Origin of the sequence: Massilia aurea (assembly GCF_014200505.1) — a bacterium.
GTDB classification, from domain to species: domain Bacteria; phylum Pseudomonadota; class Gammaproteobacteria; order Burkholderiales; family Burkholderiaceae_D; genus Telluria; species Telluria aurea_B.
The window spans coordinates 924,813-946,172 of record NZ_JACHBX010000001.1; the positions used below are offsets into that span (position 1 = coordinate 924,813).

Consider the following 21,360-nt stretch of genomic DNA (forward strand, 5'->3'; position numbering starts at 1 on the left):
TTTCAACGGACCTGGGCCCCGCCATGGCGCGATTCTGGAATTTCCTGACCGGCAGCCGCATGCTGATCCTGATCGGTGTGCTCGCCATCGCGGCGCTGCTGGTGCTTGGCGCCGTGGCGCTGGACATCGCCATTGTCTGGGCCGCCATCGTGGGCCTGGCCTTGCTTGGCTGCTGGGGCGCCGGCTGGATGATCCGGCGTGCCTGGCGTGCGCGCGAAGGCGCCAGGCTGGCGTCGGCCATGGCCGAGGGCGAGGGCAGTGGTCACGCCTCGGACGATGGGATGGACGACAACGGCAAGGGCGACGTCGCCGTGCTGCGCAAGAATCTGCTCGATGCGGTCAGCACCATTAAGACGTCCAAGCTGGGCCTGACACGCGGCGCGGCGGCGCTGTACGAACTGCCGTGGTATATGGTCATCGGCAACCCGGCGGCGGGCAAGAGCAGCGCCATCGTGCGCTCGGGGCTGACGTTTCCGATCCCCGGCAACAAGGCCGTGCAGGGCGTGGGCGGCACCCGCAATTGCGACTGGTTCTTCACCACCGACGGCATCCTGCTCGACACGGCCGGGCGCTACTCGGTGCAGGAGGACGACCGCGACGAGTGGTTCGGTCTTCTCGACCTGCTGCGCCGCCATCGCCACCGTGCGCCGGTCAACGGCATCCTGATTGCCGTGAGCGTGGCCGAACTGATGGCCGGCCCGGCCACGGCATCGCACGAACTGGCCAAGAACCTGCGTACCCGCATGCAGGAGCTGACCGAGCGCCTGGGCGTGCATCCGCCCGTGTATGTCGTGTTCACGAAAGTCGACCTGGTGGCGGGCTTCGTGGACTTTTTCCATGGCAGCGAACAGGCCGAGCGCGAGCGCATCTGGGGCGCCACGCTGCGCTACAACCGCCGCAGCGCGCCGCAGGATGTGCTGGCCTTCTTCGACGATGAGTTCGAGGCGCTCGTCGATGGCCTGAAAGAGATGAGCCTGGCCGGCATGGGCGCCAACCGCAGCACCCTGATGCGCCCCGGCGTGTTCACGTTTCCCCTCGAATTCGCGGCGATCAGGACGCCGCTGCGCGCCTTTCTGGCCACGCTGTTCGACGAAAACACGTACCAGTTCAAGCCCGTGTTTCGCGGCTTTTACTTCACCAGCGCGCTGCAGGAAGGGAGCGTGCAAGACCTGTCGAGCCAGCGCGTGGCCAGCCGCTTCGACCTGGCGCTGGGCAATCGTGAAGGCGCGGTGGCCGAGCCGGCAGCCGGGCAATCGGGTTACTTTCTGCTGGACCTGTTTCGCAAGGTGATCTTCGCCGACCGCGACCTGGTCAGGCGCTACACGCATCCAGCAGCGGCGCGCTGGAAGCTGGGCCTGTTCTTCGCGGCCACGATCCTGCTGGGCTGCGCGATGGGCGGCTGGTCCTGGGCGTATATGGGCAACCGCCAGTTGGTGGCCAATGTGCAGGCCGACCTCGACAAGGTGACCAGGCTGCAGGCCGGCCGCATCGACCTGCAGTCGCGGCTCGAAGCGCTGGACATCCTACAGGACCGCATCGAGCTGCTCGATGGCTACAGCCAGGACAAGCCGTGGGCGCTGGGCTTCGGCCTGTACCAGGGCGGGCAGCTGTCGCGCAAGCTGCGCGACGAATACTTTGCCGGCGTGCGCGCCGTGATGGTCGAACCGGTGACCGGCGCGCTCGAGACCATGCTGACGGAGGTGAACAGCAATGCGGCCAGCCTCGATCCAACGCGCCAGGCGGCCACGCCGGCGGCCCGGCCCGGCCAGCCGTACCAGGATGCGTCGCCCACCAGCGTGGGCGACGCCTACAACGCGCTCAAGACTTACCTGATGCTGGGCGATAAAGCCCACGCCGAGCCGGGGCACCTGAATGACCAGCTCACGCGCTACTGGCGCGGCTGGCTGGAAGCGCACCGCGGCGCAATGCCGCGCGAGCAGATGATCCGCAGCGCCGAACGCCTGCTCAGCTTCCACCTGGCCAACATCAATGACCCGGCCTGGCCGCAGATGACGCTCAAGCTTGGCCTGCTCGACACCACCCGCGAGCACCTGCGCCGTGTGGTGCGCGGCACGCTGGCGCGCGAGCGCGTGTACGCCGACATCCGCACGCGCGCCGCGACGCGCTTCCCGGCGGTGACGGTGGCGCGCATCGTCGGCGAACAGGACAGCGCGCTGGTGGCCGGCAGCCATGCAGTCAGCGGCGCATTCACGCGCGCGGCGTGGGACAAATTCGTGCTGGGCGCGATCCGCGAAGCCTCGAACCGCGAACTCAATACCGTCGACTGGGTGCTCAAGACCACGGCGCGCGACGACCTGACGCTCGAGGGCAGCCCGGAGCAGATCCAGAAGGCGCTGATCGATCTGTACAAGGCCGACTATGCACGCGAATGGGTCAAGTTCGTGCAGGGCGTGGCGATCACCGACCTGCGCGGCTTCGATGCCAGCGTGCAGGCGATGAATCGTCTGGGCGACCCGCAGACGTCGCCCATCGCCAGGCTGCTGCGCACGATCCATGAAGAGACCGCCTGGGACAATCCGGGCGGGTTGCGCCAGCCCGCGAGCAAGACCGAGCGCGGCGTCGCCGAGTGGATCAAGCAGAAGATCCTGCGCCGGGCGCCGTCCGACGCGCGCACGCTGGCCGACACTATCGACCCGGCCGAACTGACCGGCGGGCCGCAAAGCGCGGGCCCGATCGGCCGCGAATTCGCCGGCGTGGCGCGCCTGGTCGGCGCCAAGGAGAAGGAGGCATCGCTGATGACGGGCTACCTCGATGCGCTGTCGCGCCTGCGCACGCGCCTGAACACGCTGAAGAACCAGGGCGACCCGGGGCCGGGCGCCAAGCAGTTCATGCAGCAGACACTCGAAGGGACCGGCTCGGAACTGGCCGAGGCGCTGCGCTACGTCGACGAGCAGATGCTCACCGGGATGAGCGAGAGCCAGAAAAGCGCGCTGCGGCCGCTGCTCGTGCGTCCGCTGACGCAGACCTTCGCCATGATCGTGCTGCCATCCGAGGCCGAGATCAACAAGACCTGGCAGGCGCAGGTCGTCGAGCCGTTCACGCGCACGCTGGCGGCCAAGTATCCGTTCGCGCAAGGCGCCAGCATCGAGGCCACACCGGGCGAGATCGGCCAGGTGTTCGGGCCCGACGGCGCGGTGGCCAAATTCGTTGGCACGGCCATGGGTCCGCTCGTGGTGCGGCGCGGCGACGTGCTGGCCCCGCGCACCTGGGCCGACATCGGCATCTCGCTCGCGCCGCAGGCAGTAGCGGCGTTTCCGGCCTGGATCGCGCCGCTGTCGAACAACGGCGTGGCGGCCGGCACGGCGGCGCAGACCGTGTTCCAGGTGCTGCCGCTCACGGCGCCCGGCACGCTCGAATACACGCTGGAGATCGATGGCCAGCAACTCCGTTACCGCAACACCCCGGCCAGCTGGAGCAATATGGTGCATCCGGGGCCGCAGGGTGTATCGGGTGCGCGCGTGTCGGCCGTCACGTTCGATGGCCGCACGGTGGAACTGTTCAACCAGCCGGGCCAGTTCGGCCTGCAGCGCCTGTTCGAGTCGGCCCAGCGCACGAAGAAGGACGACGGCGTGTTCGAGCTGCGCTGGAGCGGCAGCAATGTGACGGTGGCTGTCGACCTGAAGATCGTCAGCAGCCCGCAGGCGGGCGGGGGCGGGGGCGGGCAGGCGCAGGGCCAGGGTTTTCGTGGCATGCGCCTGCCGCCGGCAATCGTCGGCCGCTTCGATGCGGCGGCGCCTGCACTGGCCAGTACGGGAGGCCAGTGATGCGCGCCGACCGGATCGGTTACTTCGGCAAGCTGCCGGCGCGCGCCGACTTCGTCAAGCTGGCGCACGAACCGGCCACGATCGGGATGCTCGACGCCTGGCTGGCGCAGGTGATGACGCTGCTGCCGTCCGATGCGCGCTGGCGCGTGCACTACGACGCCATGGCGCCGGTGAGCTTCGCCCTCGTCGGCCCGGCGCGCCACCACGCGGTGGCCGGGCATCTGCTGGCGAGTCGCGACCAGTCGGGGCGGCGCTTTCCGTTTCTAACCACGCGCACGCTGACGGTGGCCGATCCGGCCGCGTTCGTGGCGCACTGTCCCGTCGCTTTTGCCCCGCTGTGGACGTTTTTGCAGGAGATCTGCCCGAACGTGCTGGCAGATGCCGATCCCACGGCGTCGTTGCAGGCGATTGCCGACAGCGCGATTGGCCTGGGGGATGTGGGCGCCTTCACTGCCTGGATCGACGCCGGCACGGTGGGTTCGCTCGACGCGCTGCTGGACGACTGCGGTGTCGCGCGCCTGGTGCTCGCGCTTGGCCTCTTGCTGCAGCCCGTGATGCGCAGCCGGCCCCGCACGCTCGACAAGAGCCTCGTGCTGCCGCTGCCGGCCGACCCGGCGGCGCGCTATCCGGTGGCGGCGTTCTGGCTCGGACTGATCGCGCCATTCCTGCGGCGCGCCGGGTTCGACCTGGCGCTGTTCATCACGCACCAGGACGGGCGGCCGGTGCTGGTGGTGGGCTTTTGCGCCGCGCTGGCCGACACGCTGCGCGCGATGATCGATCCGCTGGTGGGCGCCGACCTGCAGGTGCGCCTGCAGCACACGGCCTGGATCGACGAGCAGCTGCAGCTCGAGCCCGACGTGCGCGCGCTGGCCAGCCAGCTGGCCCAGCCCGACCTGCCGCTGGCGCTGGCGCGCACGCTGTTCATGACAACCTTCATCGGAGCCTGACGTGATACTTCGCACACTGATCGTCATGCTGTGCCTGGCGGGCCTGCAGCAGGGCGCAGCCAAGGCCCAGACCCAGGTCCAGACCGACGCCCCGGTGCTGGTGACCGGCACCGTGGCCGACGAGGCGACCAGGGCCGCGCTGCTGGAACGCCTGCGCGGCGTCTACGGCGCCGCGCGCGTGGTCGACCAGCTGTCGGTCGGCACCGTGTCGACGCCCGCCAACTGGAACACGTATGTCGGCCGGCTGATCGGCCCCAACCTGCGCCTGGTGAAAGGCGGCCAGCTGCACATCGACGGCAACAGCGTCAGCCTGCGCGGCGACGTAGCCAGCGAAGAGCAGCGCCAGAGGATCGCGGGCGATATCGCGGCGAGCCTGAATCCCACCTACACGGTCAACAACGGCTTGCGGGTGCAGGTGTCGCAGCAAGTGGTGCTCGATACGGCGCTGGCCGACCGCATCATCGAGTTCGAATCGGGCAAGGCCACGCTCACGCCCACCGGCATCGCCGTGCTGGACGGGATGACCGTCGCGCTGCGCAAGATCAAGGGCGTCAAGGTCGGCGTCATCGGCCACACCGACAACGCCGGTTCGCGCGCCGGCAACCTGTCACTGAGCCAGGCGCGGGCCGAAGCGGTCAAGGCGTATGTGGTGGCCCAGGGCATTGCCGCCGACTCGATCGCGGTATCGGGCGAGGGGCCCGACCGGCCGGTGGCGGACAACCGCACGCCGGAAGGGAAGGCGCGCAACCGGCGCATCGAGTTCAAGGTGATCCAGTAAAGCGCCCCGGCCTTTCGGCCGGGTCCATCCACGCTTTACGGCAATGTGATCGTCACGTTCGCCGCTTTCGGCGGCAGCGTCACCAGATCGTTGTAATGCGCCAGCGCATAGCCGGTGTCGTTGCCCAGCACGGTCCGGAAGCCCACGTATGCACCCAGTCCGGCCACCGTAAACACTGCCCCCAGAACCCACAGCGACAGGTCGCTGCGTACGCGGTTGACCACCTGGTCCGGCCGCTCGGCATGCGGCGCGAAGCCCCGCGTGCGGCCGCGCATGCGGGCGATCTCGTCGCCCAGGCGCGCCACCAGGTAGTCGAGCTTGTCCTTGCCGTCGAGCGCATAACGCCCCTGGAAACCCAGCAGCAGGCACATGTGAAAGACCTCGAGCGCCTCGACCTGCTGCGCCCCGCGCGCGCGCAGGTCCTCGAGCCGGTGGAAGAAATGCTCGCCCGCGAGCTGGTCGCCGAACACCCGGAGTTGCAGGGGCCGGGTCTCCCACGCGTCGCGCACGTCGAAGGTCGAGCGCAGGATGATTTCATCGACCGCCGAGCAGAATGCGTACTTGGCGGCCAGGATATCGTCGGCCGCGATCCCGAGCGCCTTGGCGTTGCGGTCGACGTCCATCAGAAAGCTCGTCATGTTGTCGGCAAACGCGACCTTGTCCTGCGGCCCGCACCCGGTCTTGAGCAGGAACAGCGCGTAGAACCCTTCGTACATGATGTCGCTGAGGCGTTGCGTGCGGACGGCGCGCTCGCCCGTATCGCCTTTGGGCGCGGCGCGGCGCTCGATGAACGCGCTCATGCCGACACCGCGATCAGTTCGAGGCGCAGTTCACGCAGCCCGTTGGGGACGTACACCGACATCGCCTGCGACTTGAGCATGGCTTCGTACAGCGCCCCGCGCACGTCGAGGACGAAGTAGACCATGTCGGGCCGTACGGGAATCGCGCTGGGCACCTGCGGCGCGTGCAGCAGCCTGACGCCCGGCAACGCTGACAGCACGCAGCGGTCGACGTCTTCGGGCGCGCCGACCTTGAATTGCAGCGGCACGGTTTCGACCAGGCGCAGCGCCGGCAGGTCGGCGGCCACGGCAAGGTACAGCGTGGTCTGCGGGGTGATGCGGCCCGAGTCGAGCGCGCCGTGGTAGTACGACGGGCGGTCGTGGTGCAGGGCGATGGTGAAGTAGCGCGACGAGATCACGGTGTCGAGCAGGTCGCGGATGATGCCGTCCAGGCGCGCGAACGGCGGCCCCGGATCGGCGTGGACATACGCGGGCAGGTCGTCCAGCCGGTAGCTGCGCGAATACGTCATCAGCCCACCGGCCAGGTGCAGCAGCGCGCCGTACAGGCGCTCGGGATGCAGCTCGCGGTGGTGCAGGTAATGGGCCAGCGCCGCATAGCCGGCACTGGCCGTGTGCAGCAGCCAGAACGCCGACACGTCGCCGCCGCGGATCTCGACCACGTTGCGGCTTGGTTCGCGCAGGTCGCCATACAGCGCGGTCACCTTGGCCAGCAGCTTTTCCATCAGCCGCGCCAGCGCGCCGTGCAGGCCCAGGCCCGGGCCGGCCACCGCATCGATCGACAGGCTCGGTGGCATGAAGCCGGGATCGGGTTCGAAGCCGCCGGTGGCCACGCGGCGCAGCCGCAGCAGCGGAAAGCTCTCGTAGGCTTCGAGCGCGTCGCCGTCGGCCACCAGCCGCAGCGTCTTGCGCAGATACGTGACCGGGGCCTCAGCGGCGCTGCTGTACAGGTCATGCGTGTCGCGCTCATGGCGGGAAAAACGCAGCGCGTCTTCCAGGTCGTGCAAACCATCGCCGGCGCCGATCGTGCAGTTCTCGCCATGCGCGCGCAACGTCGGCAGGGCGGCGTGGTACGTGACGGTCTGCAGATCGGGCGGCAGGTCGGCCAGGCGTACCTGGGGCGGCAGGATGTCGCCATCGGGCGCCCGGTACACCTCGCCCTCGGGGAACAGCAACGAGAGTTCCTCGATGCGCAGCACGTCGTTCCTGAGCGCGTCCAGGTCGATCGTCATCCGGCGCACGCCCCAGCAATACGGATGCAGCGCGCACGCGGTCTGGTTCAGGCGCGCATCGTGGTAGCGCTCTTGCTGCTGGAAATGCTGGGGCCGCAGGAACAATCCTTCGTCCCATAAGACCTTGGATGGCATGCTCACGGCGGCCTCGCTTGTGTCCGAAAATGTTTAGCTTGCAGGAAAGTTTTCGACGTTTATTGACAGCGCACAGACCCCAGCGTGCTTGCGCCACTGACGGCGCCACCCGCCACACTCATCGCGCAGGCGTGCAGACCGATGTTGACGCCGTTACGCTCGGCGTCCGCGCTGCTGACCGTCGTGCGCCAATGGCCGGCCGCGGGATTGTGGAACAGTGCCACGATGCCGACGTGGCCTGCTTCGCGCGCCACCTTTTCGGTCACTTCGTAGCGTTGCCCCGGCACCAGCATGATTTCGCGGACATCGAGCAGGTCGGCGCCGAGCCGCTCGCGTTCCTGCTGCGGGTCGAGAAAGGCCGCGTAGGGCGCTTCTTCGAAGGCGTCCTTCTGGCGCAGCTTGTAGAGACGCACCGCGAGTGCCAGCGGCTGGCCGCGCTCGTTGACGTTCAGGCGTGTGGCGGCGTGCAGCCGCAGCGGCACGTTACGGGGTGGCTGTTGCGATTCAGGCAGCCCGGCCTGTTTGCGCAGGCCCACCGCGCCCAACGCCGCATTGGCAAACGAACCGTGCGGGGCATTGCCGCAGCCGGGCAGCGCGGCGGTGAAGATAAACGCGAGCATCAACAGCGCGCAGCGATGGGTTGGGGTCATCCGGTTCTCCTGTGCAGTTTCTTGAACGCCAGCGTTGGATTGAATCCGTTTCCCACCCGCGTACGCTGCGCCAGCGCAAGGCGTCGCCCGTTCGCGCACCGATCCCACACCTGCTTGCTGAATCCGCTCGCCGTTGACCGTGCGCAACTTCGTGGACCTGCCGATGCGAATAATGGTGGCTTGTTTACCCACCGGAGCCGAACATGATTCGCCAACGACTGTCACCCATGCTGATCGGCGTCGCCGTCCTGGCCGGGTGCGCCACCGACGGGACAGGCACGAGCGCGGAGACTCCGCGCGCCGCTGTCTCTGGGAACCTCTACGTGCAGGCCGATGCGGCGCTGGCGGCGCGCCAGCCCGAAAAAGCGATCGCACTGCTCAAATCGGCCAGCGTGGCCCATCCCGTCGACAAGAAACCGTGGGTCCGCATGGCGCAGATCCGGTTCGACGCCAGCCAGTATGGCGAGGCAATCAGCCATGCCCAGGAAGCCCTCGCGCGCGACCCCAACGACACGCTGGCCTACAGCATTCTGGCCGTCAGCGGCCTGCGCGTGGCCAGCAAGGCGCTGGCCGACCTGACCCGCAAGAACAATCTGCAGGGGTCGGTGCGCAGCGAGGCGCAGGACCTGGCCAAGCTGCTGCGCACCAGTCTGGGCGAAGAAGTGCTGGTCAGTACGCGACCGGCTCCGCGCACACCGGTGCGCAAGCCGGCCACCCAGACGGCGGCGGCGCCGTCGCGGCCTGCGCCTGCGCCTGCGGGCGGCAGCCCGTTCGACGTCCTGAAATAACGCGGCATTTCTCACCAGTGGCCGGCCATGCCGGCCATCCCATTTCCCCACTGGAGTCGACATGGCCAAGAACGAAAGCGTACAAAAACGGTTGCAGAAAGTGCGCGCGCCGCGCGTGCAGATGACGTATGACGTCGAGATTGGCGACGCAACCGAAAACAAGGAGCTGCCGTTCGTGGTCGGTGTGGTCGGCGATTTCGGGACCGATCCCCAGGTCGACAAGAAACGCCTGAAGGACCGCACGTTCGTCAATGTCGATGCCAGCAATTTCGACGAGGTGCTCGGGGGCGTGGCGCCGGTGGCGAGCTTCAAGGTGGACAACCACCTGTCGCCGGAAGGCGGCGAGTTCGGCGTGCAGTTGCAGTTTCGCGAGATGGCCGATTTTCGGCCCGAATCGGTTGTGCGCCAGGTGGCGCCGCTGGCCAGGCTGCTCGAGGCGCGCACCAAGCTGGCCGATTTGCGCAACAAGCTGGCCGGGAACGACAAGCTCGAAGACATCCTGACCGACGTGCTGGGCAACACCGAAAAGCTCGACAGCCTGCGCAAGCAGCAGGGCGACACCGGCAAGGAGGGTTGAGATGGCCGCAGTCCTCGAATCAACGGGCGCACAGCCGGGCGCCCCCGAACTGGATGCGTCGCTGCTCGACCAGATCGTCGAACAGAGCCGCGTGGCCACGTCCAGCAGCGAGCATGTGCGGGCGCACGACCTGATCTCGGAGCTGGTCAGCCAGGTCATGCAGGGCACGATGGTGATGTCGTCGAACCTGTCGGCCACGATCGACGCCCGGCTGGCGGAGCTCGATCGCATGATCTCCGACCAGTTATCCAGCGTGATGCACGCGCCCGAATTCCAGAAGCTCGAGCGCAGCTGGACGGGCCTGCAATACCTGGTCAAGAACAGCACGACCGGCGCGAACCTGCAGATCCGCATGCTCAACGCGTCCAAGCGCGAGCTGGTGAAAGACTTCCAGTCGGCGATGGAATTCGACCAGAGCACGATGTTCAAGAAAATCTACGAAGAAGAATTCGGCACCTTCGGCGGCGCGCCGTACGGCACGCTGATCGGCGACTTCGAGATCACGCGCCAGCCCGAAGACATCTATTTTCTCGAGCAGATGTCGCACGTGGCCGCCGCCAGCCACGCGCCGTTCATCACGTCCTCCAGTCCCGAACTGTTCGGCGTCGAAAGTTTCGGCGACCTGGGCAAGCCGCGCGACCTGGCCAAGGTGTTTGACACCGCCGAATACGCGAAGTGGAAGGCGTTCCGGGAATCGGAAGACGCGCGCTACGTCGGCCTGACGCTGCCGCGCTTCCTGGGCCGGCTGCCGTACCACCCGGCCGATGGCATGACCACCGAAGGCTTCAATTACGTCGAAGATGTCGACGGCAGCGACCATTCTCGCTACCTGTGGTGCAACGCGGCGTATGCGTTCGGCGCGCGCCTGACGCGCGCGTTCGAGGATTACGGCTGGTGCGCGGCGATTCGCGGCGTCGAGGGCGGGGGGCTGGTCGAAAACCTGCCAACCCACACGTTCAAGACCGACGAGGGCGAGGTGGCGCTGAAGTGCCCGACCGAAGTGGCGATCACGGACCGGCGCGAGAAGGAAATGTCGGACCTGGGCTTCATCTCGCTCGTGCACTGCAAGAACACGTCGTACGCCGCGTTTTTTGGGGCGCAGTCGGCGCAGAAGGCGCGCAAGTACAACAACGAGGCGGCCAATGCGAATGCGGTGCTGTCGTCGCAACTTCAATACATCTTTGCTGTGTCGCGTATAGCGCATTACATGAAATCCATGATGCGCGACAAGATCGGCAGCTTCGCGGCAGCGTCCAATGTCGAGGATTACCTGAACCGCTGGCTGACGCAGTACGTCCTGCTCGACGATAACGCGAGCCAGGACCAGAAAGCGCAGTTCCCGCTGCGCGAAGCCAGCGTGCAGGTGTCCGAGGTGCCGGGCCGGCCCGGCGTGTACCGCGCCGTGTCGTTCCTGCGACCGCATTTCCAGCTCGACGAGCTGTCCGTTTCGCTCCGTTTGGTCGCGGAGTTGCCGCAATCGACCAAGAACTGACTGCTGTAACCAACTTGTTATTCAACCGACGTTTCAATCACACTTGGAGTAGAACATGGCAATTGACGTGTACCTGCAGATCGACGGGATCAAAGGCGAGTCGCAGGATGACCGGCACAAGGACTGGATCGAGTGCACCTCGGTGAACTGGGGCGTGAGCCAGCCCCGGTCGGCCACGGCATCCACCGGCGGCGGTCACACCGCCGAACGCTGCGAGCACCAGGAAATCGCGCTGACCAAGCTCGCCGACCTGGCCTCGCCCATCCTGTTGCAAACCTGCTCGGCAGGCAAAACCATCCCCAAGGCCAAGCTGGAATTCATGCGCGCCGATGGCCAGGGCGAGCGCATCAAGTACTTCGAGATCGAGCTTGAAAACGTGCTGATCGGCGGTGTCCAGCCAAGCGTTGCCGAAGGCAGCATCATCCACGAAGCAGTGGGCCTGAAGTTCTCGAAGATCAAGTGGAAATACACCCAGCAAAAGGTGACCGGCGGCGCCGGCGGCAACACCTCGGGCGGCTGGGACCTGGCGGCCAACAAGATCGTCTGAGCGGCGCCCGCCGCTTTCCACGCGGCGGCTGCGCGCCGCCGCGTGTTCGTTGTGGTTACCCACCCCCCCTCGGAGATACCATGAAAGGCTGCACGCCTGGCCTGCTCGACCGCCTGATGGACGAGCGCCGCGATCTTGCGCCCGGTGCACCGGCCTCCATCGAGCGCGTCAAGGACAGCATCGCGCGCGACCTCGAAGCCTTGCTCAATACCCGCCTCGCGCTCGATCCCGCCCATCTGGCCGGCTATCCGCTTGCGCGCGCGTCGCTGCTCAATTACGGCCTGATCGACTTCGCCGGCTTTTGCCTGACCAGCAGCCTTGATCGCGACGCCGTCTGCGCCAGCATTGAAGAAGCGCTTGCCTCCCATGAGCCGCGCCTGTCCGACGTGCGCGCCGCGTTTGCGCCGGATGCGGGCGACGTCAATCGCCTGCAGTTTGTCATTCACGCACGCCTGGCGCTGGGCGGCCAGGACGAGACGATCAACTTCAACGCCGTGCTGCAACCGTCGTCGCTGCACTACGACGTCAACCGTACCGTCCGGCCTGCCAGGGCCGCGACCCCACCCGACCAGGAGGCACAATGGACATCAACCTCAAGACGCTGATCTCGAAGCTCAACGACACGACCCGCGCGGCGGCCACGCGCGCCGCCAGCATCTGCGTCGGGCTGGGCCAGTACGAAGTCGACGTCGAGCATCTGTTTCTTGGCCTGATCGAGCAGCCGGGCAGCGACCTGGCCGCGATCGCGCGCCACTGCGATATCAGCCTCACGGGCCTCGAAGCCGATCTGCGCCGCGAAGTGGCGCGCTTTGCCACCGGCAGCGCGCGCACGCCCGTGTTTTCACGCCATCTGCCGCTGCTGTTCGAGCACGCCTGGCTGATCGCGTCGCTCGGCGCCGGCGGGGCCCCGCGCATCCGCAGCAGCCACCTGATACTGGCGCTGTTGACCGAGCCATCGCTGGCGCAACTGGCGCAGCGTGCCTCGCCACTGTTTGCGCGCTTCCCGCTCGATCGCCTGAAGCACGACCTCGAGCGCCTGACGCGCGGCTCGGTCGAGCAAACGGACCTGGCGGCGGAAAGCAGCGAGCCCGGGCCGGATGCCGTGTCCGAGCTGGCGCAGTCCGCAGCCCGCGCCACGCCAGCCCTCGATCAGTACACGACCTGCCTGACGGCGCGCGCGCGCGATGGCAAGGTCGACCCGGTCATCGGGCGCGACATGGAAATCCGCCAGGCCATCGACATCCTGATGCGGCGGCGCCAGAACAACCCGATCCTGACGGGCGAAGCGGGCGTCGGAAAAACAGCCGTCGTCGAAGGCCTGGCGCTGCGTATCGCGCTTGGCGACGTGCCGGAGGTGCTGGAGGGCGCCGAGATCCACACGCTCGACATGGGCTTGCTGCAGGCCGGTGCCAGCGTGAAGGGCGAGTTCGAAAACCGCCTCAAGAATGTCATCCACGAGATCAAGCAAAGCCCCCACGCGATCATCCTGTTCATCGATGAAGCGCACACGATGATTGGCGCCGGCGGCGCGGCCGGCCAGAACGATGCGGCCAACCTGCTCAAGCCCGCACTGGCGCGGGGCGAACTGCGCACGATCGCCGCAACCACCTGGGGCGAATACAAGAAATACTTCGAAAAGGATGCGGCGCTCGCGCGGCGCTTCCAGGTGATCAAGGTCGAGGAGCCCGACGAAGACACGGCGGCGGCGATGCTGCGCGCGATGGCGCCGCTGATGGAGCAGCACTTCGGCGTGCGCATCTACGACGAGGCCATCACCGAGGCGGTGCGCCTGTCGCACCGCTACATCAGCGGGCGCCAGCTGCCGGACAAGGCCATCAGCGTGCTGGACACGGCTTGCGCCAGGGTGGCGCTGGGCCAGAGCGCCACGCCGGCGCTGCTGGAAGATTGCGGGCGCCGCATCGAGCGTTTGGACGCCCGTGTCAAAGCCCTGAGCCGCGACACGAGCGCCGGCGAGGATCACGCGTCCACGCTGACGTCGCTGGGCGAAGAGCGCGCCAGTGCGGCGGCCGAGCAGGTTGCGCTGCAGGGCCGCTGGGCCGACGAACAGGTGCTGGCAGGCCAGATCGGCACGCTGCGCGCGGAACTCGAAGCGGCGGGACCAAACGCAGCGGGGGACGGCAGCGCGCAACTGCGCGCGCTCGGCGAGCGCCTGCGCGGCCTGCAGGGCGATACGCCGCTCGTGCCGGTACAGGTCGACGGGCACACGGTTGCCGCCATCGTCGCCGCCTGGACCGGCATCCCGCTCGGGCGCATGGTCAAGGATGAAATCCGCACGGTCGTCAATCTGCAGGCGATGCTCGACGAGCGCATCCTGGGCCAGCGCCACGCGAGCAGCGTCGTGGCCCAGCGCGTGCGCACGGCGCGCGCCAATCTCGACGATCCGAACAAGCCCAAGGGCGTGTTTTTGTTTGTCGGCACCTCGGGCGTGGGCAAGACCGAAATGGCGCTGGCGCTGGCCGACATCCTGTACGGCGGCGAGCGCAAACTCATCACGATCAATATGAGCGAGTACCAGGAAGCGCACAGCGTCTCGGGCCTGAAAGGCTCGCCGCCGGGCTATGTCGGCTATGGCGAGGGCGGCGTGCTGACCGAGGCGGTGCGGCGCAATCCGTACAGCGTCGTGCTGCTCGATGAGGCCGAGAAAGCGCACCCGGACGTGCTCGAACTGTTCTACCAGGTCTTCGACAAGGGTGTGATGGACGATGCCGAAGGCCGCGTCATCGACTTTCGCAACACGATCATCATCCTGACGTCGAACGTCGGCGCCAGCCAGCTGATGGCCGCCTGCCTGAACAAGCCGGCGGCCGACCTGCCCACGCCCGACGCGTTGGCCGACATGCTGCGTCCAAGCCTGATGAAGCATTTCAAGCCGGCGTTCCTGGGCCGCTTGAGCGTGGTGCCGTTCTACCCGATCGGCGACGAGGTGCTGGCCAATATCATCCGCCTGAAGCTTGCCCGCATCGGTGCGCGCGTGCTCGAGAACCACAAGGCCAGCTTCGAATACGACGACGCCCTGGTGGCGGCAGTGCTCAGTCGCTGCACCGAAGTCGATTCCGGCGCGCGCAATATCGACAACATCCTGGGCGGCACGCTGCTGCCCGAGATCGCCGACAACGTGCTGGCGCGGATGATGGAAGGCGGCGCCATCGCCCGCGTGAAGGTCGGCGCTACCCGCGCCGGCAAGTTCAAATACCTGATCGAACCGGTCCAGGCTTGATTGCAGACTTAACCCCGCGGAGACACCATGCTCGCTATCGACCTGTTGCTCACACCAATCACGCCGGACAATCCGTGCGGCGCCGACCTGTCCTTCGCGCCCGAAGTCGACGAGATCGCCCGCGCGCGTCTGGCCGACGATCCGTCGCTGGAGCAGGGCGCCTGGGTTACGGCGCTCAAGGAAGCCGACTGGAAGTTCGTCGGCAAACGCTGCGCTGCCCTGCTCGAGACACGCAGCAAGGACTTGCAACTGGCCGTCTGGCTGGCCGAGGCAGGCACCCGGACCGGCGGCATGCACGGCCTGGCCGATGGCCTGGGCCTGGTCGCCGCACTGTGCGCGCGCTACTGGGACGGCGTGCATCCGCAGGCCGACGAAGACGGCGTCGAACGGCGCATCGGCATCCTGGCCTGGCTGGCCAGCCGCGTGGCGCCGCTGGCCAAGGGTGTTGCGCTGGACGAGAGCGGCGCGCTGACGCTGCAGGCATGGGAAGTGGCGCGCGCACGGGGGGCGGACGCGGTGGCCGAACTGGAGGCGCTGCGTGCACGCAGCAAGCCAGCGTTCGTGCAGGCGCTGCTGGTTGATTGCGAAGCGTGCGTCGCGGCGCTGAGCGAACTGGAACGCGTCGTCGACGCACAACTGGGCAACGACGGCCCCAGCTACAGCATGGCCCGCACGGCGCTGCGCGACGTCATCGACCTGATCTCACCAGGCGTGCCGGTAGCGGTGACAAGCGCTGCATTATCGACGGCAGGGCAGGGCGGCGCCATCGCCGTGGCACGGCCAGCGCACATCGACGGACCGGTCGGGCACCGCGACCAGGCGCTGGCGCAGCTGCGCCAGGTGGCCGATTTCTTCCGGCGCACGGAGCCGCATAGCCCCGTTGCGTATCTGGCAGAAAAAGCGGCGCGCTGGGGCGAGCAGCCATTGCACGCCTGGCTGCGTTCGGTGATCAAGGATGAGGTGTCGCTGGCGCGGCTGGAAGACTTGCTGGGGATTGACGACCAGGCGGACCAGCCGATGAAGCACCCGGCGCCCTGAGGGGCCGGGTTGTTGACGGGGGACTTACCTGCGCTTACTCGGGTTTGTCCTGCTTACCGCCGCCCGGCGTGACGATGGTGCTGGCGCGTTCGAACTGCGCTTCGACCGTCTGCACCGCCTGGCGCGTGGCCGCCGTTACCTGCTCGTAGCCCTTGAAGGCATTGTCGATCGCCGCCTTCATGATCTGGACCGCGTTCTCGGACCCCGGCTTGACGTTCTGCGTGACGTCATAGATCAGCGCCGACAGCGTGTTCTTCGCTTCGACGGCGTGCGCATCGGCCGCGCCGCGGAACTCGTTGTGCATGTCGTCGATGATGGCTTTCAACTGCGTCGTGTATTCGGCCGCGTTGGTCACGCCGGCGGCTGGCTGCATGCGCGCCGCGAGCGACTCGTACGCGGCCTTCGGATTGGAGGCCTGGGCGACGTCACGGCTCGCCTGCATCGTGCTGTCCATCGTGCTCTTGATGGCGTTCATGTTCAGGGCGACGACCTGCTCGACGCCCTTGACGGTCTTGCCGGCCAGCGCATTGAAGGTCTGCATCTGCAGGTCGAACAGGGTTTTCGTGGCGTTGGCAAACTGTTCCGGGCTGGTAAACATGGGGTGTCTCCTCAGTGGGTAAGCTGTTTTTGAAAGCTGAACGATGACAGACAAACGACGTCTGCCGGATTCATTATTTAACAACGATGGGTTTTTCGCAACGCGCGTCACGATAGGGGCCGGTCGCCTTGACCCAGCCTTCACCCAGTGGCGTCGGCGAACAGGCCAAGGCGCCCGTAAGCTTGCTGCGCCATTGGTAATACGGCGCCGGCGCAGCCAGGCTGGAAGAGAGAACGACAAGGAGCGCCGTCCCGAGGACGGCAGAGCGAAGAATCTGCATGCCGCCCATGCTCGACCGTTCCGGCGCGCAAGTCAAGCATGCACTTGTACTTCCCATTGTGGGAAGGTGTAAGCTGGTGACTGAACGACAACCGGAGTGCACCATGCAAGCCACCCCACCCAGCATGAACATCGGCGACGCCGCCCGCGCATCTGGTGTCACGGCGAAGATGATCCGCCATTACGAATCGATCGGCCTGGTGCCGGCGCCACGCCGCACCGGTGCCGGCTATCGCCTCTACAGCGAGCGCGAGGTGCGCGTGCTGCAATTCATTCATCGGGGGCGGGTGCTGGGCTTTTCGCTGGACCAGATCAAAAACCTGCTGGCGCTGTGGGAAGACAAGGGCCGGGCCAGTGCCGACGTGCGCGCACTGGCGCAGACGCATATCGAGGAGCTGGACCGCAAGATCGCGGAGATGGCGGCAATGCGCCGCACGCTCGTGAGCCTGGCGGCATCGTGCCATGGCGATGCGCGCTCGGCCTGCCCGATCCTGGACGATCTGGCGACGCACTGAGCCTGCGTTAAATGGAAGGGTTAACGCAAAACGCCGTAACCCTGTTTCAAAGGCTACGGCGTTTTGCGGGACACACGGTCCACAAACTCACTACATTTTTTGGTGCCCACGGAGGGACTCGAACCCCCACACCTTGCGGCACATGGACCTGAACCATGCGCGTCTACCAATTCCGCCACGTGGGCACTGCAACTGCTGACAACGATATTACAGACTACTTACTGCGAGATAGACTTTTGGTGCCCACGGAGGGACTCGAACCCCCACACCTTGCGGCACATGGACCTGAACCATGCGCGTCTACCAATTCCGCCACGTGGGCACTGGGACTACTCAACAACGATACTGCGTGCTACTTGATACTCTGCTTGAAACCTTTGGTGCCCACGGAGGGACTCGAACCCCCACACCTTGCGGCACATGGACCTGAACCATGCGCGTCTACCAATTCCGCCACGTGGGCACTGCAACTACACGAACTTTATAACCGATGAACTTTTTGGTGCCCACGGAGGGACTCGAACCCCCACACCTCGCGGCACATGGACCTGAACCATGCGCGTCTACCAATTCCGCCACGTGGGCACTGCAAGAACATCTCTGCTACAATAGCAGGGTTTGTCATTTTCCGCCAGATCAACTATTCGTGAAACATCGCTGACCGGCGCATCAAACATCCTCTGCTACCACTGCTTTTCATCGCCCCGGCGTTGTCGCCGTTGCTGAAGAGAGCGAGATTATAGCGGATCATTTTCAATAGTCAAAGACCCAAGGTGAAGTTCTCGACAAGGACTCACGTGCAAGTACTCCGCGCAGGCTCTCCGCGCATGCATCCCGTGACGGGCGCAGGTCGTTGGCGCACATCATGTTAGGCGAATCGGATAGACCTCCGTTACACTACGCCTGTCATGGTGTCAATTAACCACGCTGCCGCCCTTATGTGATGTGCGGCGCTCTACTGGCCAAAGAAAAAAGAATCGATTTGAAGCAACCTACTCATACCATTCCAAGCCGCGAGGAAATCCTCGCTGTCTTCCGCGACGCCGCTGAATCGCTCGATGCAGCCGCCCTGGCACACGCCCTTGATGTTCAGCCCGCAGCGCAGGAAGTCCTCGGCCGCCGCCTGAACGCGATGGAGCGTGACGGCCAGATCCGTTCCGACCGCAGCGGCACCTATATGCTGGCCGATCATTCCGCCTTCGTGGCCGGCAAAGTCAGCGCGCATCGCGACGGTTTTGGCTTCGTGATTCCCGATGAACCGGGTCCCGACCTGTTCCTGTCCGACCGCGAAATGCAGAAAGTGCTGCACGGCGACCGCGTCATGGCGCGCGTGACGGGCATGGACCGCCGCGGCCGTCCCGAAGGCTCGATCGTCGAAGTCGTCCAGCGCGCGAACACGCACATCATCGGGCGCCTGCTCAATGAAGAGGGCGCGTGGATCGTCTCGCCTGAAGACCAGCGCATCGCCCAGGACGTGATCGTCACCGGCCCGACCGGCAACGCCCGTGCAGGGCAGATCGTCAGTGTCGAACTGCTGGAGCAGCCAGGCCGCTTCCAGAAGCCAACCGGCCGTATCGTCGAAGTGCTCGGTGAGCTCGATGACCCGGGCATGGAAATCGAAATCGCCGTGCGCAAGTTCGGCGTGCCGCACATCTTCTCGCCGGCCGCGCTCAAGCAGGCCGGGCGCCTGCCGAACGAAGTCATCGATGCCGATCTGGCCGACCGCGTGGATCTGCGCGACGTGCCACTGGTGACGATCGATGGCGAAGACGCACGCGACTTCGACGATGCCGTCTACTGCGAACCCGTCACCATCAAGGGCGTGAACAGTTTCCGCCTGCTGGTCGCGATCGCCGACGTCAGCCATTACGTCAAGCCGAACGAGGCGCTCGACGCCGACGCGATTGAACGCTCGACCTCGGTCTACTTCCCGCGCCGCGTGATCCCGATGCTGCCCGAGAAGCTGTCGAATGGCCTGTGCTCGCTGAATCCGGCGGTCGACCGCTGCACGCTGGTGTGCGACATGGTGGTTTCGCAGGATGGCGAAGTCACTGCCTACCAGTTCTACCCGGCCGTGATGCACTCGGCTGCACGCATGACCTATAACGAAGTGGCCGACATCCTGGCTGATGAGAACGGCGAGCAAGCCAAGAATCGTCCGGGCATCGTGCCGCATCTGCAACACCTGAACCAGGTGTTCCGCGCGCTGCTCAAGGCGCGCCAGGAACGCGGTGCCATCGACTTCGAAACCACCGAAACCTATATCGTTTGCAATGCGCTGGGCAAGATCGAAAAGATCATCCCGCGCACCCGCAACGACGCGCACCGCCTGATCGAAGAGTGCATGCTGTCGGCCAACGTGTGCGCCGCTGATTTCCTGCTGCGCCACAAGCACCCGGGCACGTTCCGCATTCACGCGACGCCGACCGAAGAAAAGCTGAACCAGCTGCGCACCTTCCTCAAGCAGGTTGGTCTGAACCTGGCCGGCGGCAACAAGCCGAGCGCGCGCGACTACGCCGCCGTGATGCAGCAGATCAAGGAGCGTCCGGATGCGCAACTGCTGCAGACGATGATGCTGCGCTCGATGCAGCAAGCCGTCTACAGCCCGGACAACGTCGGCCACTTCGGCCTGGCGTTCGAGGCCTACGCGCACTTCACCAGCCCGATCCGCCGCTATCCCGATCTGCTGACGCACCGCGCGATCAAGGCGATCCTGCTCGGCAAGAAGTACGAGCCGAAAGGCATCGACCTGGCCAAGCTGAACACGACGCAGTCCAACTCGGCCCGCAAGCAGGCCGCGAAAGACAAGGCCGACGGCAAGGCGCCGAAGAACGAAAAAGACCTGACCATCTGGGATGCCCTGGGCGTGCACTGCTCGGCCAACGAACGCCGCGCCGACGAAGCATCGCGCGACGTCGAAAACTGGCTCAAGTGCTTCTTCATGCAGGACAAGATCGGCGAAGAATACACCGGCACCATCGCCGGCGTGACCACCTTCGGCATCTTCGTGCAGCTCGATGAGCTGTTCGTCGAAGGCCTGGTGCACGTCACCGAGCTGGGCGCCGATTACTTCCAGTACGACGAAGCGCGCCATGTGCTGCGCGGCGAGCGTACCGGCCAGAGCTATGGCCTGACCGACAAGGTGACCGTCAAGGTCGCACGCGTCGATCTGGAATCGCGCAAGATCGACCTGACGCTGGCGTCCGCGCCTGGCGCCGAGTCGTCGGGTGATGATGCTGGTCGCGAGCGCAATCAGGGTGGCCGCAACAAGGAACAGCGCAGCAACGAGCCACGCACGAACGATGGTCGTCAGAACAATGGCGGCAACGGTGGTGGCAGCCACAACGGTGGCAACGGCGGTAACGGTAATAACAACGGCGGTAACGGCAATAGCAACGGCGGGAACGGCAAGCGTTCGCGCGGTGGTCGTTCGCGTGGGCCGAAGCCAGGCAACAACGGCGGCAACAACGATCAGGGTCGTCCACAGCAGTCGCCACTCGAGATTGCACGTCCGCTCGGTCAGGATGGCATCGAGCCACAGCAGGCCAAGCCGAAATCGCGCAAAGCCCGTCAGAAGGCCAAGGCAGCCGAGCGCGCTGCGGCAGCAGCAGCAGCGCCAATGACGACAGCGATGCCACAGGCGCCCGTGCAGGCAGCGAAGCCGGCACCAGCGCCAGTGCAGGCCCAGAAACCAGCGCCAGTGCAGGCGCAGAAGCCAGCGCCAGTGCAGGCGCAGAAGCCATCGCCGGCACCGGTTGCAGCACCAGCACCAGCACCAGCACCGGTCGCGCAGCCAAAGCCAGCCGAAGCAGCCGCTGCGCCAGCGCCAGCGCCAGCGCGCAAGCCGCGTGCAACCAAGGCCGTCGTCAACGACGTGGTCGCGGCTGCACCAGCCCCTGCGCCAGCGCCGGTTGCCGCCGCCAAGCCAGTGAAAGCTGCAGCGAAGAAAGCGGTTGCGAAAGCG

At 66.2% G+C, this 21,360-nt stretch carries 16 protein-coding genes, 4 tRNA genes and 1 pseudogene; 12 read left to right on the forward strand and 9 right to left on the reverse strand.

Annotation, left to right across the window (positions count from 1 at the left end):
• The first annotated feature begins 23 nt into the window (after nucleotides 1-23).
• From tssM to HD842_RS04105, 3 genes are read left to right on the forward strand one after another with little or no spacing between them, the layout of a single operon-like run.
• The gene (gene tssM / locus HD842_RS04095; RefSeq protein ID WP_183551290.1) at nucleotides 24-3,785 is read left to right on the forward strand and encodes a type VI secretion system membrane subunit TssM; all 3,762 of its coding nucleotides are present in this window, start codon (nucleotides 24-26) and stop codon (nucleotides 3,783-3,785) included.
• Complete coding sequence (gene tagF, locus HD842_RS04100) at nucleotides 3,785-4,732, forward strand: type VI secretion system-associated protein TagF (protein ID WP_183551293.1); 948 nt, start codon at nucleotides 3,785-3,787, stop codon at nucleotides 4,730-4,732. The genes tssM and tagF overlap by 1 nt, the downstream gene beginning before the upstream one ends.
• A 1-nt stretch (nucleotide 4,733) precedes the next feature.
• The gene (locus tag HD842_RS04105; protein ID WP_370660781.1) at nucleotides 4,734-5,510 is read left to right on the forward strand and encodes an OmpA family protein; all 777 of its coding nucleotides are present in this window, start codon (nucleotides 4,734-4,736) and stop codon (nucleotides 5,508-5,510) included.
• Nucleotides 5,511-5,545: 35 nt separating this feature from the next.
• On the opposite strand, the gene icmH is transcribed toward HD842_RS04105, so the two are convergent.
• Genes icmH through tssJ form a run of 3 tightly spaced genes read right to left on the reverse strand, consistent with a single transcriptional unit; the run spans nucleotide 5,546 to nucleotide 8,324 of the window.
• A complete protein-coding gene (gene icmH / locus HD842_RS04110; RefSeq protein WP_183551296.1) occupies nucleotides 5,546-6,310 on the reverse strand; it encodes a type IVB secretion system protein IcmH/DotU in 765 nt (254 codons plus the stop codon).
• On the reverse strand, nucleotides 6,307-7,680 hold the full coding sequence (gene tssK, locus HD842_RS04115; protein WP_370660782.1) for a type VI secretion system baseplate subunit TssK: 1,374 nt from the start codon (nucleotides 7,678-7,680) through the stop codon (nucleotides 6,307-6,309). The genes icmH and tssK overlap by 4 nt, the downstream gene beginning before the upstream one ends.
• A 53-nt stretch (nucleotides 7,681-7,733) precedes the next feature.
• Nucleotides 7,734-8,324, reverse strand: coding sequence for a type VI secretion system lipoprotein TssJ (gene tssJ, locus HD842_RS04120; RefSeq protein ID WP_229424590.1), 591 nt, complete (start codon nucleotides 8,322-8,324; stop codon nucleotides 7,734-7,736).
• Nucleotides 8,325-8,527: 203 nt separating this feature from the next.
• On the opposite strand from tssJ, the gene HD842_RS04125 reads away from it, so the two are divergent.
• From HD842_RS04125 to tssA, 7 genes are all read left to right on the forward strand, one after another.
• On the forward strand, nucleotides 8,528-9,112 hold the full coding sequence (locus HD842_RS04125; protein ID WP_183551299.1) for a tetratricopeptide repeat protein: 585 nt from the start codon (nucleotides 8,528-8,530) through the stop codon (nucleotides 9,110-9,112).
• Nucleotides 9,113-9,173: 61 nt separating this feature from the next.
• Nucleotides 9,174-9,689, forward strand: coding sequence for a type VI secretion system contractile sheath small subunit (gene tssB / locus HD842_RS04130; RefSeq protein ID WP_183551302.1), 516 nt, complete (start codon nucleotides 9,174-9,176; stop codon nucleotides 9,687-9,689).
• Between the two features lies 1 nt (nucleotide 9,690).
• Entirely contained in the window at nucleotides 9,691-11,181 is a 1,491-nt protein-coding gene (gene tssC, locus HD842_RS04135; protein ID WP_183551305.1) for a type VI secretion system contractile sheath large subunit, read from the forward strand.
• 55 nt (nucleotides 11,182-11,236) lie between these two features.
• On the forward strand, nucleotides 11,237-11,728 hold the full coding sequence (locus tag HD842_RS04140) for an Hcp family type VI secretion system effector (RefSeq protein WP_183551309.1): 492 nt from the start codon (nucleotides 11,237-11,239) through the stop codon (nucleotides 11,726-11,728).
• Nucleotides 11,729-11,808: 80 nt separating this feature from the next.
• Nucleotides 11,809-12,333 carry a type VI secretion system baseplate subunit TssE gene (tssE, locus tag HD842_RS04145; protein ID WP_183551312.1) on the forward strand — a complete coding sequence of 175 codons (525 nt, stop codon included), beginning with the start codon at nucleotides 11,809-11,811 and terminating at the stop codon, nucleotides 12,331-12,333.
• The gene (gene tssH / locus HD842_RS04150) at nucleotides 12,309-14,966 is read left to right on the forward strand and encodes a type VI secretion system ATPase TssH (protein WP_183551316.1); all 2,658 of its coding nucleotides are present in this window, start codon (nucleotides 12,309-12,311) and stop codon (nucleotides 14,964-14,966) included. The genes tssE and tssH overlap by 25 nt, the downstream gene beginning before the upstream one ends.
• A 27-nt stretch (nucleotides 14,967-14,993) precedes the next feature.
• Nucleotides 14,994-16,004 carry a type VI secretion system protein TssA gene (gene tssA / locus HD842_RS04155; RefSeq protein ID WP_183551320.1) on the forward strand — a complete coding sequence of 337 codons (1,011 nt, stop codon included), beginning with the start codon at nucleotides 14,994-14,996 and terminating at the stop codon, nucleotides 16,002-16,004.
• A 34-nt stretch (nucleotides 16,005-16,038) separates the two neighbouring features.
• Here tssA and phaP read toward each other — a convergent pair whose 3' ends face one another.
• Together phaP and HD842_RS04165 are read right to left on the reverse strand one after the other, a co-directional pair.
• Nucleotides 16,039-16,602, reverse strand: a complete 564-nt coding sequence (phaP, locus tag HD842_RS04160) for a TIGR01841 family phasin (protein ID WP_183551323.1) — start codon at nucleotides 16,600-16,602, stop codon at nucleotides 16,039-16,041.
• Between the two features lie 73 nt (nucleotides 16,603-16,675).
• The gene (locus HD842_RS04165; RefSeq protein ID WP_229424591.1) at nucleotides 16,676-16,891 is read right to left on the reverse strand and encodes a hypothetical protein; all 216 of its coding nucleotides are present in this window, start codon (nucleotides 16,889-16,891) and stop codon (nucleotides 16,676-16,678) included.
• A gap of 115 nt (nucleotides 16,892-17,006) precedes the next feature.
• Between HD842_RS04165 and cueR the strand changes: the two genes are divergently transcribed.
• Nucleotides 17,007-17,396, forward strand: coding sequence for a Cu(I)-responsive transcriptional regulator (gene cueR / locus HD842_RS04170; protein WP_183553596.1), 390 nt, complete (start codon nucleotides 17,007-17,009; stop codon nucleotides 17,394-17,396).
• Between the two features lie 100 nt (nucleotides 17,397-17,496).
• On the opposite strand, the gene HD842_RS04175 is transcribed toward cueR, so the two are convergent.
• From HD842_RS04175 to HD842_RS04190, 4 genes are all read right to left on the reverse strand, one after another.
• Nucleotides 17,497-17,581: transfer RNA gene (locus tag HD842_RS04175), tRNA-Leu, on the reverse strand.
• A gap of 52 nt (nucleotides 17,582-17,633) precedes the next feature.
• A tRNA-Leu gene (locus HD842_RS04180) sits at nucleotides 17,634-17,718 on the reverse strand.
• Nucleotides 17,719-17,774: 56 nt separating this feature from the next.
• A tRNA-Leu gene (locus HD842_RS04185) sits at nucleotides 17,775-17,859 on the reverse strand.
• 37 nt (nucleotides 17,860-17,896) lie between these two features.
• Nucleotides 17,897-17,981 (reverse strand) — tRNA-Leu (locus HD842_RS04190).
• Between the two features lie 397 nt (nucleotides 17,982-18,378).
• On the opposite strand from HD842_RS04190, the pseudogene rnr reads away from it, so the two are divergent.
• Nucleotides 18,379-20,679 (forward strand): annotated as a pseudogene (gene rnr / locus HD842_RS04195) (ribonuclease R); the annotation flags it as partial.
• Nucleotides 20,680-21,360 lie beyond the last annotated feature (681 nt).

Excerpts from the sequence above, each read along its gene's own strand:
- tssM (WP_183551290.1), top strand. The coding sequence starts at position 24 with ATGGCGCGATTCTGGAATTTCCTGACCGGCAGCCGCATGCTGATCCTG.
- tagF (WP_183551293.1), top strand. The coding sequence starts at position 3,785 with ATGCGCGCCGACCGGATCGGTTACTTCGGCAAGCTGCCGGCGCGCGCC.
- icmH (WP_183551296.1), bottom strand. The coding sequence starts at position 6,310 with ATGAGCGCGTTCATCGAGCGCCGCGCCGCGCCCAAAGGCGATACGGGC.
- tssJ (WP_229424590.1), bottom strand. The coding sequence starts at position 8,324 with ATGACCCCAACCCATCGCTGCGCGCTGTTGATGCTCGCGTTTATCTTC.
- HD842_RS04125 (WP_183551299.1), top strand. The coding sequence starts at position 8,528 with ATGATTCGCCAACGACTGTCACCCATGCTGATCGGCGTCGCCGTCCTG.
- tssB (WP_183551302.1), top strand. The coding sequence starts at position 9,174 with ATGGCCAAGAACGAAAGCGTACAAAAACGGTTGCAGAAAGTGCGCGCG.
- tssC (WP_183551305.1), top strand. The coding sequence starts at position 9,691 with ATGGCCGCAGTCCTCGAATCAACGGGCGCACAGCCGGGCGCCCCCGAA.
- HD842_RS04140 (WP_183551309.1), top strand. The coding sequence starts at position 11,237 with ATGGCAATTGACGTGTACCTGCAGATCGACGGGATCAAAGGCGAGTCG.
- tssE (WP_183551312.1), top strand. The coding sequence starts at position 11,809 with ATGAAAGGCTGCACGCCTGGCCTGCTCGACCGCCTGATGGACGAGCGC.
- tssH (WP_183551316.1), top strand. The coding sequence starts at position 12,309 with ATGGACATCAACCTCAAGACGCTGATCTCGAAGCTCAACGACACGACC.
- tssA (WP_183551320.1), top strand. The coding sequence starts at position 14,994 with ATGCTCGCTATCGACCTGTTGCTCACACCAATCACGCCGGACAATCCG.
- phaP (WP_183551323.1), bottom strand. The coding sequence starts at position 16,602 with ATGTTTACCAGCCCGGAACAGTTTGCCAACGCCACGAAAACCCTGTTC.
- HD842_RS04165 (WP_229424591.1), bottom strand. The coding sequence starts at position 16,891 with ATGGGCGGCATGCAGATTCTTCGCTCTGCCGTCCTCGGGACGGCGCTC.
- cueR (WP_183553596.1), top strand. The coding sequence starts at position 17,007 with ATGAACATCGGCGACGCCGCCCGCGCATCTGGTGTCACGGCGAAGATG.